This window comes from Microcoleus sp. B9-D4 (assembly GCF_036705105.1).
Taxonomy (GTDB): Bacteria; Cyanobacteriota; Cyanobacteriia; order Cyanobacteriales; family Microcoleaceae; genus Microcoleus.
The window spans coordinates 12,780-29,521 of the sequence record NZ_JAUBTS010000034.1; the positions used below are offsets into that span (position 1 = coordinate 12,780).

Annotated in this window: 14 protein-coding genes; 3 read left to right on the forward strand and 11 right to left on the reverse strand. The window is 45.2% G+C overall.

What is annotated here, in order from left to right:
• Positions 1–28 precede the first annotated feature (28 nt).
• From QUB24_RS19720 to QUB24_RS19740, 5 genes are all read right to left on the reverse strand, one after another.
• The gene (locus tag QUB24_RS19720) at positions 29–3,070 is read right to left on the reverse strand and encodes an SMC family ATPase (protein WP_333154858.1); all 3,042 of its coding nucleotides are present in this window, start codon (positions 3,068–3,070) and stop codon (positions 29–31) included.
• Between the two features lie 237 nt (positions 3,071–3,307).
• Positions 3,308–4,483 carry an exonuclease SbcCD subunit D gene (locus QUB24_RS19725; protein ID WP_333154859.1) on the reverse strand — a complete coding sequence of 392 codons (1,176 nt, stop codon included), beginning with the start codon at positions 4,481–4,483 and terminating at the stop codon, positions 3,308–3,310.
• 24 nt (positions 4,484–4,507) lie between these two features.
• Positions 4,508–4,681 (reverse strand): hypothetical protein, encoded by a 174-nt coding sequence (locus tag QUB24_RS19730; RefSeq protein ID WP_333154861.1) that lies wholly within the window; start codon positions 4,679–4,681, stop codon positions 4,508–4,510.
• Between the two features lie 3 nt (positions 4,682–4,684).
• Positions 4,685–5,032 (reverse strand): DUF433 domain-containing protein, encoded by a 348-nt coding sequence (locus QUB24_RS19735; protein ID WP_333154862.1) that lies wholly within the window; start codon positions 5,030–5,032, stop codon positions 4,685–4,687.
• A gap of 194 nt (positions 5,033–5,226) precedes the next feature.
• Positions 5,227–6,120 carry an ion channel gene (locus QUB24_RS19740; protein ID WP_333154863.1) on the reverse strand — a complete coding sequence of 298 codons (894 nt, stop codon included), beginning with the start codon at positions 6,118–6,120 and terminating at the stop codon, positions 5,227–5,229.
• 112 nt (positions 6,121–6,232) lie between these two features.
• Between QUB24_RS19740 and QUB24_RS19745 the strand changes: the two genes are divergently transcribed.
• Entirely contained in the window at positions 6,233–6,550 is a 318-nt protein-coding gene (locus QUB24_RS19745) for a hypothetical protein (RefSeq protein WP_333056746.1), read from the forward strand.
• Between the two features lie 81 nt (positions 6,551–6,631).
• On the opposite strand, the gene QUB24_RS19750 is transcribed toward QUB24_RS19745, so the two are convergent.
• The 5 genes from QUB24_RS19750 to QUB24_RS19770 all read right to left on the reverse strand — a co-directional run bounded on the left by QUB24_RS19750 (position 6,632) and on the right by QUB24_RS19770 (position 13,549).
• The gene (locus QUB24_RS19750) at positions 6,632–8,518 is read right to left on the reverse strand and encodes a PAS domain S-box protein (RefSeq protein ID WP_333154864.1); all 1,887 of its coding nucleotides are present in this window, start codon (positions 8,516–8,518) and stop codon (positions 6,632–6,634) included.
• A gap of 484 nt (positions 8,519–9,002) precedes the next feature.
• Positions 9,003–10,349, reverse strand: coding sequence for a hypothetical protein (locus QUB24_RS19755; RefSeq protein WP_445300421.1), 1,347 nt, complete (start codon positions 10,347–10,349; stop codon positions 9,003–9,005).
• Positions 10,350–10,888: 539 nt separating this feature from the next.
• Positions 10,889–11,410 (reverse strand): hypothetical protein, encoded by a 522-nt coding sequence (locus QUB24_RS19760; protein ID WP_333154865.1) that lies wholly within the window; start codon positions 11,408–11,410, stop codon positions 10,889–10,891.
• Between the two features lie 287 nt (positions 11,411–11,697).
• Positions 11,698–12,048, reverse strand: a complete 351-nt coding sequence (locus QUB24_RS19765; RefSeq protein WP_333154866.1) for a hypothetical protein — start codon at positions 12,046–12,048, stop codon at positions 11,698–11,700.
• 400 nt (positions 12,049–12,448) lie between these two features.
• Positions 12,449–13,549 (reverse strand): saccharopine dehydrogenase NADP-binding domain-containing protein, encoded by a 1,101-nt coding sequence (locus tag QUB24_RS19770; RefSeq protein ID WP_333154867.1) that lies wholly within the window; start codon positions 13,547–13,549, stop codon positions 12,449–12,451.
• A gap of 229 nt (positions 13,550–13,778) precedes the next feature.
• Between QUB24_RS19770 and QUB24_RS19775 the strand changes: the two genes are divergently transcribed.
• Positions 13,779–14,012: a polymorphic toxin type 34 domain-containing protein gene (locus QUB24_RS19775; protein ID WP_333154868.1), complete on the forward strand. Its 234-nt coding sequence runs from the start codon at positions 13,779–13,781 to the stop codon at positions 14,010–14,012.
• Between the two features lie 44 nt (positions 14,013–14,056).
• A complete protein-coding gene (locus QUB24_RS19780) occupies positions 14,057–14,854 on the forward strand; it encodes a HEAT repeat domain-containing protein (RefSeq protein ID WP_333154869.1) in 798 nt (265 codons plus the stop codon).
• A gap of 86 nt (positions 14,855–14,940) precedes the next feature.
• Here QUB24_RS19780 and crtO read toward each other — a convergent pair whose 3' ends face one another.
• The gene (gene crtO / locus QUB24_RS19785; RefSeq protein ID WP_333154870.1) at positions 14,941–16,638 is read right to left on the reverse strand and encodes a beta-carotene ketolase CrtO; all 1,698 of its coding nucleotides are present in this window, start codon (positions 16,636–16,638) and stop codon (positions 14,941–14,943) included.
• Positions 16,639–16,742: the final 104 nt, after the last annotated feature.

The window sequence follows — 16,742 nt, forward strand, 5'->3', positions numbered from 1 at the left end:
ACTACAATATATCGCAAAAAGTAGAGACTTAAACTCTTTCAACTTCTATTCTAGAACCTTGCGGAGATTTGGAAACTTTAACTTGTGCGGGCAATCTTTCGCCCAATTCTCGAACGTGGGTAATCACTCCAATCAGCCTGTCTCGCTGGCGCAAAGATTCTAAAATTTGAGTAACGCTTTCGAGAGTTTCGGTATCTAAAGTACCAAATCCTTCATCGAGAAACAAGCTACCCAAGTGAGATCCTTGAGACAGTTTTTCTGATAAAGCTAAAGCCATTGATAAGGAAGTTGCAAAGGTTTCGCCGCCGGAAAGGGTTCGGACTCGTCTAGCTTCGCCGCCGTTCCAATTATCTGCTACCCAATATTCGCCGTCTTGGTTTTTTAGTTTGTAGCGATTTTCGGTTAATTCTTGCAAAATTAATGTGGCGCTTCCAACTAATTCTGCTTCTAAATGTTCTAAAATGTAGGATTGAAATTCGTTGGATTTGAGATTCTGCGCTAAGGTGTGATAAGTTTGCTCTTGTTCTGTGAAATTTGTGATTTGCTGTGACAGTCTTTCGGCTTGTTCGAGATTTTGGGCTGCTACTTGAATCCAAGCTAAAAGTTCGGCGCGGTTGTTGTTGGCTTGTTTGAGGTTTTCTTGGGCGGTATGTTTTGCCGATCGCACTTGTGCTAAAGTATTTTCATCCGTAGTTCTGCCTGCGATCGCCTCGCTCAAATCTTTCGCCCGCGTCTCTAACTGAATTTTTGATTCGCGGTGAGAGCGAATAGCATTTTCCCATTCTGATTGTTCCTTAACAGTCGCAACCGCTGCTAAAAATGTCTCTTCTGTGAAATCAGCCGCCGTTAATTTTGCTGACCAATCCAGGTTTAGCTGCTGTTTCTGGGCTTGGGCTTGCCCAAAAGTCTCTCCAGCTTGTTGCTCTCTCTCTGCGGCTTGAATAACCTTATTTTGAGCAGTTTGATAGGATTTTTCGGCAACTTTTAGCAGATTTGCCAAGTCTTGCTTGTCTTGCTCTAAGACTTTTGCTAAATTAGCATAAGGTTGATATTCGGTAATTTGATAAAGCGCATTTACACAACTTTGCAACTGCTGCTGGCGGCGGTCTGATTCGGCGATCGCATCTTGATATTCCTGCTGTTTAGCTGCTTGAGTCGCCACCGCCAAATTAAATCTTTCCTGAAAATTATCATATTCCAATGATGCCAGTTGGAACTGCTGTTCAGTTTCGCGGTATTGGCGATCGCTCTCTTTAAGGATTGCCAACTCCTGCTGCAACCCTAAGCTTTCCCACTGAGGATTTTCCAGAACTTGAGTGATTTGCTGCTGTAATTCGGCAACTCTATCCGCAGTTAATTCGAGCATTTGAGCAATTTCAGACTCTTTTTGCAGGCAGGCTGAAACTGCACTTTTTCCCTCAGCCACCAACCTTTGAGCATCTTGAAAAACCTGATTTGCCACCGCCAATTTCCGCCGCAAACCAGCGACATCGACAATATTAGAATCGGGCAAAGGAGGGAGCCGATCGCTCTCAGGATGCACCCCCCCACACACCGGGCAAGTATCGCCAGAATTCAGCGACATTCTGACAGCAGCAACACTCTCTAAACGTGCCGCTTCCGCATTAGCGGTTTGGGCCACTTCTAATTCGCGATCGCACTCTTTTAGTCGGATTTCGGCTGTTTCTAAATTACTGGCAACCTCCACATAATTCTGTTGAGCTTTTTCGTGATCGGCGATAGATTTATCCAACTGTGCTTGCTGAGTCTTTTGCTGCTTGGTAATTAGCTGAATTTCCATCAATAAGGGTGAAATTTGCTGTAATTGCTCTAAACGCTTTCCTCCCGGCGCATACTGTGCGAGCTGTGCCGCTGCTTGAGTAACTCGAAAACCCGCACCTTGAATTTTAGTGTTAGCAGCTTGCAGGTCTTTATCTGCTGCCATGAAAAAGCGGAGTTTTTCCTGTTGAATTTTTTGGGCAAGCGCAACTTCTTTTTCTAATTGAGCGCGTTGTTCTTCATATACTTTAGCAGCAGCTAGAGCATCTTCACGAGCCTTAATTTGTGGCGCTAGCACCTCTTCTTTGGCTTTTGCCGCGTCAAGTTGCTGCTGCTCTACTGCCAGCTCAGAGCGAGCTTTAATTAACTGCTTTCGCGCTGCCACCGAGGCACTTTCGGCAGTTTCATACTGAGTGCGAGCCGATCGCACTAAAGCCCAATCTCCCTGTAAATGATTGGCAGCTTGCGCTCTTTCTAAACGCTGTGCTAAAATTTCCATTTCAGCGGAATTAGCATTTAATTGGGCCAGTTGTTGTTGTAACTCTTGCCAGCGAGCGATTTGCGAAAATAGCTGTTCCTCTTCATCTAGAGCCTTCTGAGCTTTCATCACAGCGCGATCGAGCTCAGGCAACTGCTGCTCTAAAATCAAAAGTTGCGATCGTCTTTGATCCACCTCATCAGCCGTCGGCGCACTCAGCTCAGCTAGCTGCCTTTCCACCATTTCCCGTTCCTGTTTCAGCAACTTTGCGAGTTCATTTGTTTCCTTCCGCATCTGCTCAAAAATCTCAAATCCTGCTAGCTGCCGCAAAATTTCCCGACGTTTTGAAGTATCCCCTTTAATAAACTCATCAAACTTGCCTTGAGGCAGAACAATTGCTCGCGTAAAAGTATCAAAATCCATTCCTAAAATCTGTTCAATAGTATTTTGAACAGCAACGATACTCGTCCCCAAAGTTTCCCATTGACCATTTTGCCAGTTGTCCAAAATTACCTTATTTTCGGGAGATTTTGGACGGAAACGCCACCTTCGCGTCACCCGGTACTGTGCCGAACCCACAGCAAAGCGCAACTGCACTTTTAAATTTTCGCTGCCTTGACTTGCCAAATCACTTACTTGTTTGCCGCTGCGAGTTGTCGTGCCAAAAAGAGCGTAAGTCATGGCATCTAACAGTGAAGATTTTCCCGCACCTGTAGCACCAGTAATTGCAAACAAATCGAGTTGAGAAAAATCTAAACGCTGTTCGCGGTGGAAGCTGGTAAATCCTTCGAGAATAAGTTCGAGTGGACGCATACTGATTTTAGATTTGGGATTTGGGGTTTTAGATTGTTATATTCAGGTCTACAGTCTTCCCGATCCCCCCTAACCCCCCTTAACAAGGGGGGGACAAGAGTATTATCAAAGTCCCCCTTCTTAAGGGGGATTTAGGGGGATCTAGACTCGACTACAAGCGACATTAAGCGTGGGTTTCAGTCTTAAAACTATTTGAAATTTGAGATTTTGGATTTTGGATTGTATCTTTTTACGCATTTAATTGTTAACTGTTTCCTTAAACTTCTTGTACAAATTTTTAAATTCCTCCAATACTGCCGGTTTTGGTGTCGTTCCCAATCGGTTTTGATAATAGTTGCAAAACTCGGCTGCCGGATCGAAATTATTGGGATCGATATTAGTTATTTCTGTTGCTTCTAGCGCTGCATCTGGATAGCGCGGTTCAATTAACAGCGCTTGAGAACAGATTTGGCGCACTCGATCGGCAAGTCCGATTTGCGGACTGTCCAGTTCGACAATTACTTTCAAGAAACCAGGATGATACTGATGAGATTGTAAAGTTTCATCAAGATTGTCGTTATGACATTTAAGCACTTTTAACGGCTTGTGGCAAGCCACAGGCTTAAATTCCACCTTTGCCTGACTTCCCGGCTCCACTTCTATCAAGCAAAATCCTTTTTCCTGTTCCGCTTCTCCAAAATCTAACTGAATCAAGGAACCGGAATAATAAGCGGGAGAAGTCTCAGAAATCCGCTGGTGAATGTGGATGTGTCCGAGGGCAACATATTGAGCTTCCGGCGGCAGAGTTTGCGATGAGAGGAGGTATTTTTCTCGCGTGTAATAAGCGACTTCGGATTTTGCCAAGCGAGCGCCGTCAATGCTCATATGTCCCATGAGAATATTGACCGTATTATCTCTAAACTCTCTGGTTAAATCTTCGAGTAAATATGCTACGATTTCGCGGTAATCTTTCCGGCGATCGGCATCGCCAGACTGCCAGAGAGAATTAGCATCTAACAGTCTTTGTTCGGAAGCAAAAGGCATGGCTCCCACACAAAGTTTACCGCTTTTTGTATTAAGAGTAATTGTGCCGCCGTCGGCGGAAAGCCTGGGTTTGCCTAAAGCGCGCACACCGGCGAGGGAAAGCAATTGCGCGATGCTGTCGATGCGGGATGCCGAATCGTGATTACCGGCGATCGCAATTGCGGGAATTCCTGCGGCTTGGAGTTCGCAAAAAAAGTTATAAGCAATGCGTTCGGCGTAAGCGGGAGGGTTGGGCACGTCGAAAATGTCGCCCGCAACGAGCACAGCATCGACATCCAATGCTTTTGCTTGCTTCAAAATCTGTTCGAGGGCGATCGCAATTTCAAAAGTGCGATCGATCCCTCGAAAACGTCGCCCTAAATGCCAGTCAGCAGTATGAATTATTCGCATAGTACGAGGAGTATTTTGTTTATGTTAACTGAGATGTTGTACCATTTTCAAGAACGGGCAAGATGCCCGTTCCACAAGAAATTCATTCTTTGTGGAACGGGCATCTTGCCCGTTCATAAAAGCCTGATTAAAAATGGTAAAATAGTAAAATATTTCAGTTTTAATGCTTTGTGCGATCGAGGTATAAATATCTGCCACAGTTTATGCCTCTTCCTGTTCTCTAATTGCTCTTTCAATCTCATCAGGATATGCCTCAGCATAACTAAAAGCATTCACCAAATCTGTGGCACTCAGATCGGGATGACCTTCTAAAATATGAGCATCGGTGGCACTTTGACGGCGATAACTTACCAACAGCCAAACAGGAATCCGAGTTTTTCGGATACAGGCTTCTGTGCCCATGACACCGGGAGTCTTTTGAATTCCCGGCCAAAAGTTGCTTAAAGTTTGGGCTAGGAATTGTATAGCTTGAGCCTTTTCTTCGGGAGTTAAAGCCAAGAGTTGCGGTTGCAATTCTTTGAGTGTGGTATTTGCAGTTATTGAGTTCATAAATATTAACTTTTTTTTGCTATACAGGTATTCTATAGCAATCCTCGCATCATTTGTAAAAATATGTAGGGGTAGTGCTACCCCTACTCCCCGTGCCTACCCCAGCCTGCATCGGGGCAACCACGGGGGGTTTGCCCCTACAATAATTACACGAATCATTTAGGATTGCTATAGCACTATTATACTCACAACTTTCATTCAACCGGCTGCACATCGTGAAACCGAGTATAATCAACCACCCGCCCTCCCGTCGCCGATTGCAAAAGAATATCTACAAACCGCATATTCCACATAATTTCAGACGCCACAAAAGAATGTCGCGCATGAATAGTTTGCGAAACAGTTTCGTCAATTCCTGTTAAGGTAATTACAATTTCTGCTTGCTGTTCCATCAAGTCTTGAGCAGTAAGTTGGTACAAAGGACTGCTCTTATCAATTGGGTGCATAACCGTCCAAGTTAACGCAAAAACCGGAGAGTGACTTCGCACCAATTGCAAATCGTAAAAACGCCGCATAAATTCTCCTTCCGCTGTTACCTCGTCACGGATCAAAGTAGCTCGCTGCTGCGCTTCTAAAATCTGGTTGAAACGCTGATTGGCCGTGCGGTACATCAGAGTCGGAACGCCGTTGAAAGGAGCGATCACAGCTACGCGGCTGAAGATAACTCTAGCTGTTGGTCGAGAAAATCTAGAAAAAGCCAGTCCCGTCACCATCGCTACTCCCCACAAACCAAAAAGCGCTTGGATCGCGACTATAGTATTAGCGTAATCCGTGCGCGGATACATGGCGCCGTAGCCGATCGTCGCCATTGTTTGCACGCTGAAATAAAAGGCATCTTGGAAAGAACCCGGCCGTGCGTTAGCAATGCAATCTCCTCCCGCCAAGTAAGCTAAGGCAAATAAAGAATTCGTGACTGTATACGAGAGACAAATGAGCATGAAAAATTGTGGCCAAGAAAGAGTTAGCAGCCTGTGGTAGAGGTCGGCAAAATGCAGGCGAGGTACTCCCAACTTGACAATATTTAAGGGAAATTGTCCTTGGCGGCTGACTAAACGAGCCTGTGGCTGCCGATCGCGATTATTTTTCATTGAGATTTGTAACTACCGCTGTGTCAATTTGTAACTATTGTTTTGACTGGGAAAACTTATCCTTTAGACTGATGTCAGATTCTAAAAATTAGGATATCAAGGAAGTTTGAAAATGGTTGAGCTTAACTGGCATGACTATCTCGTTATGGTTTCTTGTGTGGCTTCTATTGCGGGTCTAATTTTGCTGAGCGATCGCAAATCGCAGCCAAGGGACGATCGCACTTTAAGCGAAGAAATCCTGATTAAGATGAGTTTTGTTTACTCAATAGTCTACTCCATGTCTGTCTTTGCCCTAAAGATGCCTCTGCCGGAGGACAACTGGTTGTTGGCAAGTCTGAAGCTGACCACGGTTCTATCTTACTTGTTGACAGTTTCCAGCATACTCAGTCTGCCACTGCAACGCATGGCTGTTCGGCAAGTCGAAGATTAAAAAACGTGAAGCTAAGGTGTCCCGCATCTAAATTGTATTTTTGGGGCGGGCTAAGAGTGCCCACCCCACAAGACTTTGGTTTCAGGTTGTTTGTAAATTTTTAATTCCCGCAGGAAGCTTGACATAACGCGCCCAAAATGGTTCTAGTCGATTTCTGCGGGATTGCAACCGGCCCATATTTTCCTCCATTCCGTTTGCTTCTGAAATCTGAGAAACTATCTTGATAGTGCCAGAAGTCAAGCCCTCAGCATCTCGCATCGGTGCAGTCCAAATACAGACATCAATTGATGAACCGTCTTTCCGCCGCCGCCGACATTCCCTAGCAACTTGCGCTTCCCCTGCCAATTCTGACTGAAACATCGCATTAAAATCTACGTTTTCATCGCTAGGGACGATCGGCAAAAGCTCCCCCACAACCTCAGACTCCTTCCAGCCAAAAACTCGCTCCGCCGCAGAATTCCACACCGTGACCAAAGCATTACTATCAACCCCGACAACTGCCAGCGGCAAAGCTTTAATTAAGCCTTGTAAAACTTGATTGGTTTCGCACAATTTAGCCTCTACCAGCTTGTGTTGTGTGATGTCCTGACAAGCACCATAAATGCCGACAGCGCGGTTCTCGACTTCATCCCACACAACTTGCCGACAATCCCACAGCCACCGGATTTCACCGGATTTGGTGACAATTCGATACTCGCTTACTTCCTTGCGGCTAGATGAACGAAGCTGCATTTGTTCCAGCAGCATTTCTAGGTCGTCGGGATGAATGCAGTCGAATTGTAAACCGCCGGAAGTTGCGATTTCTTTGGGAGTATAACCCGTAATTTTAGTAAAAGCTTCAGTCATCCATTCGCAGGCCCAGGTATTGTCAGGCAATACTTTAAAAGAATAGGCAAAATCTGAAGTCATTTGCGAGAGAATACGGTAGCGCGATTCTGATGCTCGCAGTGCGTTTTCTGCATTTTTGCGATCGGTTATATTTTGAAAAAACACCGACAAACCTTCTTCCGAGGGATAAGCCTCGACTTCAAACCAAATATTTAGCTGCGGGTAATATCCTTCAAATTTAACATTAACGTTCTCAGATACCGCTCTGTAAAACTGCTTGAAAAAAATCGTGTCGGCTGTATCAGGAAACTCATCCCAAATATTTTTACCTATAAGTTCTTGACGCCCTCTTTGCCAGCACTGCTCTGCTTTCGCGTTGAGGTAGGTAAACTGCCACTGGCGGTTGAGCACATAAAAGCCGTCTGTGATTTTTTCTAAGATATTAACGATTTGCTTTTGCGATTTTTTCAAAGCTGCTTCTGAGAACTTGCGCTCTGTGATATCGCGGGAATTGATGACTATGCCGTTGATGCTGGAATCGTGGAGTAAATTGTTACCAATGACTTCTAAATACACCCAAGAACCGTTAGCGTGCCGTTTCCGATATTCTACAGGCGGTGCAATCCCTGGCTGTTTGAGTAATTTGGCCAAATATGCTTGCCAAACAGGTAGATCGTCTGGGTGGATCAAATCGTCTTGGAATTCGCCAATTCTTTGTTCGAGATTGTAGCCTAACATCCGCTCTGCTGCGATCGAATTTTGGTCTCGGATGCGTCCGTCTGCTTCGAGAATTGTCATCAAATCGGAAGAATTTCGCAGGAGACTTTGCAGTCTGGATTCCCCTTTTGTCAGTGCCTGAGTCACCCTTTTGTACAGCATCTGGCTTTGCTCTAACTGCTGCTCTAAATGTCTGATAGTAGCAGCTTGCTGGGCAACTTTAATCTCTAAATTGCTGTTAATTCTTTCTAACTTGACTTGGGCTTGTTTAGACAACAAAAGTGACTGAAACTCTGCAGCCAATTCTTGTAAAGATGCGGACAAATGCTCGACAGTGCTTGTTAACATCGCCTGTTTATCTACAGGTAGTTGCTCAATATGTCCCTGCAATTCCCGCACGTGTTTCAATAGATTTTGCATCATTGTAGTCAGCGCTCAAACTTATGAAGACTATTTTTTTATATTTCCCATCATAACACCTTGTTTGAGTCAAGTGTCAAAAGAAATAAATCTTGAAGTTGAGCGGTAGAGTTTTAATTTCGATGCCAATCCCTCGGCGCTGACACAGATGGATAATTCCACCAAGTTTGAGCGAACAAAAAAATATTGAGTTCAGTTATATTACTGAAAATAGTTGTGATTTTTAAAGTGTGAATTAAACACGACTGATATCGTTTCCGCGCTTCATCGGAATCATAATTTTTCGAGTTGCAGCGCGAGCGGGGACGCTCGCACTGCAACTCGCGAGCGGGACGCTCGCACTAATATTCCGGGTTTTTCAACTTCGGTGAATCGATTTTAGAGTTAAAATTTTAGATGGGATAGAGTAAGTAATTTTACGGTGAAGTGCAGAGATTGTGATGCCAGTAGGCAGATTAGGAACAGGCTTTTCGGCCTGTTCCTAAAATCAGGATTTAAAGCCCTTAGAGCTTTTCTTTTTCTCCTGTGGCTTGGATTTTGACTTATTAACTTCGCCTAAAGCTTCCTGAAATAAGTTGTGCAGGTGCAGGGGAACGCTGGCAATTTCCGGGAGTTCGGGTTCTAAGGGTTTTTTAAACTCTTGCAGCAAGGCATCTAAATCGCGATCGAGCTGAAAGTCTGTACGTTCCAATACAGTTTGCAAAATTTGTTCTAATTTCGCTGGATTAACTTTAGCTAACCGTTGCCAAATCCAGACATTAATTGCAGGATCTTCTAGATAGTTACGCACCAGCTTCTCGTAACCGGGAACGGTTGAAAAGTCTTCGGCTGCTAGCAGTGCAGTAAATTGAGCGTAAGTAGACAAAAAGGTTTGTCCCCAGCGAGGATGAGAAAGTGCACTCACCTGTTCGGCTTTCTTGAAGCGATCGGGCAATTCGACTTTCGGCATTACCATTTTTGCACTAGCATTGCTGTCGAGCATTACCTCAACTGCTTTAGCATCGGCACCAGCCGCCGCGATGGCTGCTGCTTTGACTTCTTCTCGATCGACTCCGGCATCTTCAACGATATCCGCCAGAGATTTACTTCCATCAACGCCCATATCAGCTAGGCGTTTTTTAGTGATAAATTCCTGAAATTCAGCCAACTGTTTATTCAGGTGATATCCCGATAGCGTCAATTCATCACTACCAAAAAATTCGGTAAAATCTTCATGGTACTTTTCTACCGACTGCCAAGCTTGCTCTAACAATTCCGGGGCATCGCTGTACAGGTTACTTTTGTGATTTTGCTTGAAATTGCCGATCGCCACCGCCAACTTCGGCTTGCCCAATTTCCCCATCAGGATGGGAGAGCTCGAAAGTATCCACCAGTCATCGGTGAGGGGAGAAATCCGAGCCCGCAAGATTTCTCCTAACTTAAAGCGAGACATTTCTGCAAGAAAATTAGGACTGTTGGGCTTGACAACGTAGTGCTTTGCCGTCAGCCAGTTCATCAGTTCAAACCTGTCGGGGAAAAGTTGAGTGATTTCAAATAAGCCTGTGAAGCTTCTGTGCCGCCAACTTTCCAGCAAGCTACGATCGCTCTCGGTTAAATCTGGCTGACTTTCGACAAATAGGTCGGTCGGCGTTTTCTCTCCGACTTTACCTTCGATGGTAAAACTGTCAATCACTTGATTTTGCTGAGCAATATCGTAGCGCTCGCCGGTCGATCGAGCAGCAGCATAAGCTTCCAAAGCTACCGCCAACTCTCCCTCAGCATCCAGCACAAAGTCAATTAAATTTTGCTTGAGTGTCCAAGCTCTTTCCAACATTTCATCCACAAGTAATACCAATTTTGAATGAGAGGATTTAGATTAACAATTATCGGACTTGAAGCCACCGACGCTTTACGATCCGGCTGCGATTGAAGAAAGCGCATCGCGAACAATGACAGAAATATGCGATCGATGCCTCAGTCCTGAATTAGTTTAATTTTAAGGCTAATAGTCAAAAAAAAATGTTAATCTCAAACGGAAGCATCCCGATTTTGTAAAAAGCGTTTATTAGGAGTGCGATCGTCCCCCAAAGCTTTGCCTATACATCTCCCTTCGTGCTCTCACAGCAAACAGCCCTGTCAAAGAAAAATCGTGCTCAAAAATGTGATTTCCACTTAACCTAAAAATACCCCTCTCCCATGTAGAGAGGGGCTCAAAATCCCCAACAACTTCGCTAAACTTGCGTTGAAAACTGTGCAACCTATCAACAACAGTCTCAGACGCAGCAGCCGGGTTTTTTTATCAAACACTTCTCTCCATTCCGGTACCCGGCTAAAAATCACCGGAATGCTTGAGTTTGTGTGTCTCCAAGACTGAGAAATACTTGGCGTAAGCCCTTAGCGGCCGTCTTTGTCAATGTCACCAGGAACAGCCCGTTCCACCCGATCCCAAGCGTCGCGCGTGGCGTGCTTAGCTTTTTCCCAAGTCACATTAGACTTACCGCGATTTGTTTCGTAGTCGCGCTGCAAATCCGGTTCTATCTCGTGGTATTTCTTACCAGTAGCGCCATAGCGAGTGTATCCCTCATAACCAGTGCGGTAAGCAGGCTGATAATCTTCGTAAGTCGCGCTAGTGTCCACGTAAGGACGGGAACTGTAGTTGCTTTGCCAGTAAGCATCTTCTACCGTGGGGTCGATCGCCTCGCCCACACCTTTGCCCACCAAACCGCCGCTAAACGAACCCACAACAGCGCCCACAACAGCTCCTACAGGCCCGCCGATGGCACCGCCGATCGCAGCACCCGCAGCACCCGCACTCGCCGCACCAATACCCGTTGCGACTGGATGAGCTCCCTTTTCCCCGGAAATCGGGTCTAGGTTAGCATCAGGTTCATGTACCGTTTTTTTGTCATCGCTCATGATATTTTTTTCCTTTTATCTAAATGTAACTATTATTAAATTTAGCTTTTAAATTCATATATATTCATCTGCCTTAAGGATGAAGCTGCTAGCTTAAAAATGAGGGAAATGAAAACATACTTCTCGACTCAAAAACGAGTTTTACACACTACTCTCAAGCGATCGGGTGCGCCTCGGCGCACCCTAAATCATTATGTTCAATTGAGTTCTGAGATCGGCTTTATTGTGTACTCACTGAAGCTGTGTATTTACCAGCAACTTGAGTTATATCTAAATCTCTTGATTTATTAGTTGCCCGTGACCTTTTCGATCAAATCTTCAGCTTTTTGAACTATGCCTTCTTGCGGGTGTTCTCCCTTGTATTCCTTTAAGCTTTCGTCGTAAGCTTTCTCGACCTTTGCAGGATTTTGAGAGGTTTTGACTATTTCTTCGTAAGCTGCTTGGGGATTGAGATCCTCGAAACTTTCTGCGGGGTCAGTAATTTTAGCTTCTGGCTGCGCCTGAGTTCTGTCTTGACCTGCGTAAGCAGCCTGACTGGGTACTATCGCTAGACTTAGCAAACCAATGAACGCCAGGGTACAGACCAGCAAAATGCTTTGGCTCAATGTTTGTCCTAGAGCTTTTAAAACCCGCTTCATATCAACTTCTCCTCGTATTTTTTCGCAAAAATTATGGTGTTTGTCACCCCTTCACTGCGATCGCACATTTCAAAATTTAGCGATCGGGGCAACTTTTGTTGCAAGTGCTGCACCCAGATACAGCGAAAAGGGAGATTTACCGTGTTGTGAAATATATTAAACGCCTGCTCGTTAACTTTACTTCTACCAAAAGATAGATTAGTTCTCTCCGCTTCTAAATAGAAAATTGCTCACATCACGTACCATGCTCAGTAACAGGCTAGGAGTGCCCGTTCCACAACAAATAAAATTTCTTGGACAACAGACCCCAAAGCCTGTTTATGAAAGGCTGATTGAGATTGCTACCCCATTTCAGTTATTCGCAACAGGAGAAACATCCCAACGGATTTAAAGCCAAAAGTTACAACCATTCTTGATTTATATCGAGGTGGCGACTCTGCATCGCTTGTTCAAATAGTTCGGTAGAAAGACCTTGCTCTACCGACCAAACGCCCGGTTTTTCCAGTTTTCCTTCTAACATTAATTGAGCTATGCTGCCAGTACCGATGCCCGTAGCGACTGCTGCACTAGGGTGTATCGCTGTCGAGCAAACTTTAGCGGGTTGACCGTTTTTGAGACCTGTCACTTGCGATCGCACTGCCACACCAACCCCACTAAAACTATTAGTAACACTGGTCATCCCATAACTGACGTAGGAGAGAAATTCAATCACAGAGTTATTTTTGAGCCAGCTAGCCGGCCAATACTTAGCAACAAACCAGGTAAGGTGATTGTAAAGGTCGGGAGACGTACCGAATTTAGTCACAACTGATTTGACGGGGAAAGTTTCGGGCAAAGTGATTGCTTCCGGCATATCGAACCAGTAAACGCCTGTGTTGCCGTAGGGCGCGGGAAATTCAATTGTTTCGCGATCGCTGTAGGGTTTTACTTGCTGCCACTTGCGATCGGCCCAAACCTCAAAAGGAGTTTGCAAACCTAAAAAAGTGGTTCTCATGACGGTAACGCCAGCGCCACCGGAACCTCCGACAACATAACTCAAATGGATGTGTTCGGCTTCATCTAATTGTTCCACATCTCGACGCACCATGCTGTTAGACACACCGGGGAAAATGCCCGTGTTAATAATAGCAGTAATTCCAGCATTTTTAGCGGCTTCGCGCAATTCTAAAGCTCTGCGAGTAAAACTGCGGCTGTCGCTGACATCAGTATAATTAACACCTGCTTCTATGCAAGTTTTCAATACACTGGCGTCTCGGTAGTGAAAAGGCCCCGCACAGTGAACGACAAGATTAGATTCTGAAACTGCTTTTCGCAGGGCTGCACTGTCCGCTAAATCAAAAGTTTGGTACTGCACCCGATCGGGGGGCAATCCTGGCCCAATAGAGGCTTCAGAGTTGCGTCCGGTAACAGTAATTTCCGCGTCGGTATGGGTAACAAGGTCTTGGGCAACGCTGCTGCCAATTCGTCCCCGCCCACCGACAATCAAAACTCGGTTTGCCATCGCTAAAAAAAGGGTAACGCCATCTTTCAGTCTCTCAACTTGGGGCCGGTCTTTTCATCCACATAAAGTATGAATTTGCAATAATATTAGGGATCGAGGGCGAGATCCCGGCAATCCGCAGGCGATCCCGGAGCGAGAAATTCTCCCAAACAACCATGCCCTACAGTCAGTTCACCAGCATTGCAAAAGTAATATATTTATTTATGATTAAACAAAATAAAGATAGGTTATGACATCAGAAGGCAACATAGGGGATACAGGCATCGTAGAAAAAGCTAACCAACTGATCCAAGGAGGTTTAGCTCCAGATATGGCTACAGCACTGAAAATTCTCGAATATCAAGCTATAGAAGAGCAGAATCAAAAAGAGAGGAGGAAAATTAGAAGGACTCAGAAAGCTTCTAAAACCCGACACAGCCGTCACAGCGGTAAACAAAAGAAAAAGAAGAAGCAAAGATTTTAGTTCACTAAAACCGCCAGAAAATAAATGGACAGGAAGGAATAAAAATGATGAATAATATCATAACTAAAACACTGCTAGATGATTGCGATTCGGATAACTACTCCCTTCAAACAAAAGCACTTCTTAAGCTTGTTGATGCAGAAGCTTATGAAGCTGTGCCGAAAATAGTACAATTAATAAAGTCACCCAATTCATCGGTTCGAGCTGATGCAGCAGCGGCCTTGGGTTATCTGGGAAGTGAGGAAGTAGAAACGGTTGGGCCTGCGTTAATCACTTTGCTGGACGATGAAGAAGAACTGGTTAGGTCTGAAGCCGTGGAGGCCCTTGGAGAACTTGATTATACTCCAGCGGTTGTACCTATAGAATATATTCTCAGAAATGACCCTTCAGCGCTAGTTCGCGCATCAGCAGCAGAAACTCTCGGGTATTTAGGAGAAGCATCAGCTATAGAAACTCTGGAGCTTTCACTGCTTGATACTAATGAAGATGAAGCAGTTCGATGCTATGCTGCTAACTCGATTGGGCTTTTAGGTACGCCGCAGCTATTGCCAAAACTTGAAAACTATCTAAACTCGGAACTTCCTTTATCAGTAAAAGCTGAATTGCTGGGAGCGAGATATTGGTTGGGTGCGAAAGAAGATATCGCGAAGCTAGTGGATTTGTTGGATAAGGCTGATGAAGATTTTGCTCAGCACATTTTGACTATTTTAACAGATTTGACGGAACGGGAGCCAACGCCAAATATTGCCAAAGATGTTCCTGATTTAGATAAAATATTGAGTGCGCTCGCCCAGCGATTTCCTTTGATGCGGCATCAAGCAAAAGAAATACTGGCACACTGATAAATCAATACAAACAAACAAACGCAGATGTAATTTATCTGCGTTTGTTTGCGTCGAACGGCCCTCATCTGCGGTTGCTAAAAATCTTACTTCTCATTACTCCGAAATATCGACTTACCCTTCGCTTTCAGAGTATTAGCCGCATCTGCGAAAGTCTGCGCGAAAGGCTGCTGCGAGTGCATGAAGACGCGAGCGGTATTGCGTCCCGGCATACCCGAAATCGAGCCGCCCGGATGGGTTCCCGCCCCCGTGAGAAACAAACCGTCGATCGGCGTTTTGTAATTCGCCAACTCCGGTAAAGGACGGAAAAATATCATCTGATCCAACGTCATGTCAACGTGGTAATAATTCCCCTTCAAAGCCCCCAAACGCTCTCCCAATTCGGCCGGACTTTCCACGCGACGGCCGATAATTGAATTCTTGATATTTGGCGCGTATTCTGCTAATTTATCGATGCAGCGATCGGCAACTTTGTTTTTCAGCTCATCCGTCCAACCCGTACCGTGCTGGCCGGTTCCTTCAGCATTTTCGATCATGTAAGGAGCAAAAAATTCAATCCAAGCTGTATGGTGTCCGGGAGGAGCCATTGACGGGTCTCGTACCGTCGGAAACACCACATACATCGACGGATCGGAGTCAGGGATTCTGCCGATTGAAGGCTCGCTGTGAGAAATTTCAACGTGTCTCACGGAGTCGGCAATTAAAACCGAACCCATTAAATACTCGTCTCGATGGTTCCAGCGATCGAACTTGGGCATTTCATTGAGAGCTAAGTCTATTTTGAGAATAGTCTCGTTGTTGTTAACAATTTTGCGCTCCAATCTTTCCCGCAAATCCGGGTCAGCACTGTCAACATCGCTCGAATCCATTAAGTGCAGAAACAAGCGCTTAGCATCAATATTAGAAATGACACCTTTTGTAGCGCGGTATTCCGTGCCGCCGGCCACTCGAACTCCCACAGCGCGACCGTCATCAACTAATATTTTTTCGACGTGCTGGTCGGTAAGTACCACACCTGAATAGCTTTTCACTAAATTGAGCAGCGCTTGCACTAATGCACCCGTCCCTCCGCGCGGTCTTGCCATGCCGGGATTGTGCCTCATTGCTAGCATAATTGCCCCTACCGCCAGGGTTTTTTGCGAAGGAGGCGCGCCGAGTTCTGCGGCTAATCTTGCTAGGGGTGCTTTGATAAATTCCTCGTCAAACCACTCGTTGAGAAGGTCTTCCGCGCTGGTGAGCATCGTGCGAATAAAGTCCAGCGTTTTGTCGGGGGAACCAATGACTGACAATAAATCTTTGATCTTTGAAATATCGTAGTTGCCCAGAATATCTATGATGGATTTTGGTGGCGCATTAAACATCGGAACCATTGCCCCTAAAGCCCGCTGCCAAAAGTCTGTATATTCGGCATATTTTTTAGCATCGCGCTCGTTGTAGCGGGCAATTTCAGCACAAGTTTTTTCTACGGATTTGTGCGCTAAGAAATATTTGCCATCGGGATGCGGACAAAAGGCCACTGGATCGCAGAAAAGATATTCTAAACCGTATTTTTCCAGCTCTAATTCTTCTACAACTGGCCCTAAATGGATAAATTCGTGGTCGATCGCGCACAAATTGAATTTAAAATCCGGTAATTCGGGAATCGCAGCTTCGGTAGTGGCCGCGCCTCCGGGAACCGAACGTTTTTCTAACAACAGGACGGTATATCCCGCTTTGAGGAGATAAGAGGCGCAGACCAGTCCATTGTGACCGGCTCCTATGATAATCACGTCATACGTTTGCATAGATGAAGCTCTGGGGATAGGATATTTTGCTCATTTTACAAATGTTAACAACTTGGCAGTCTCTATCAAGAGAAATAGATTAATTGTCAGTAAGCCGTTTTAGC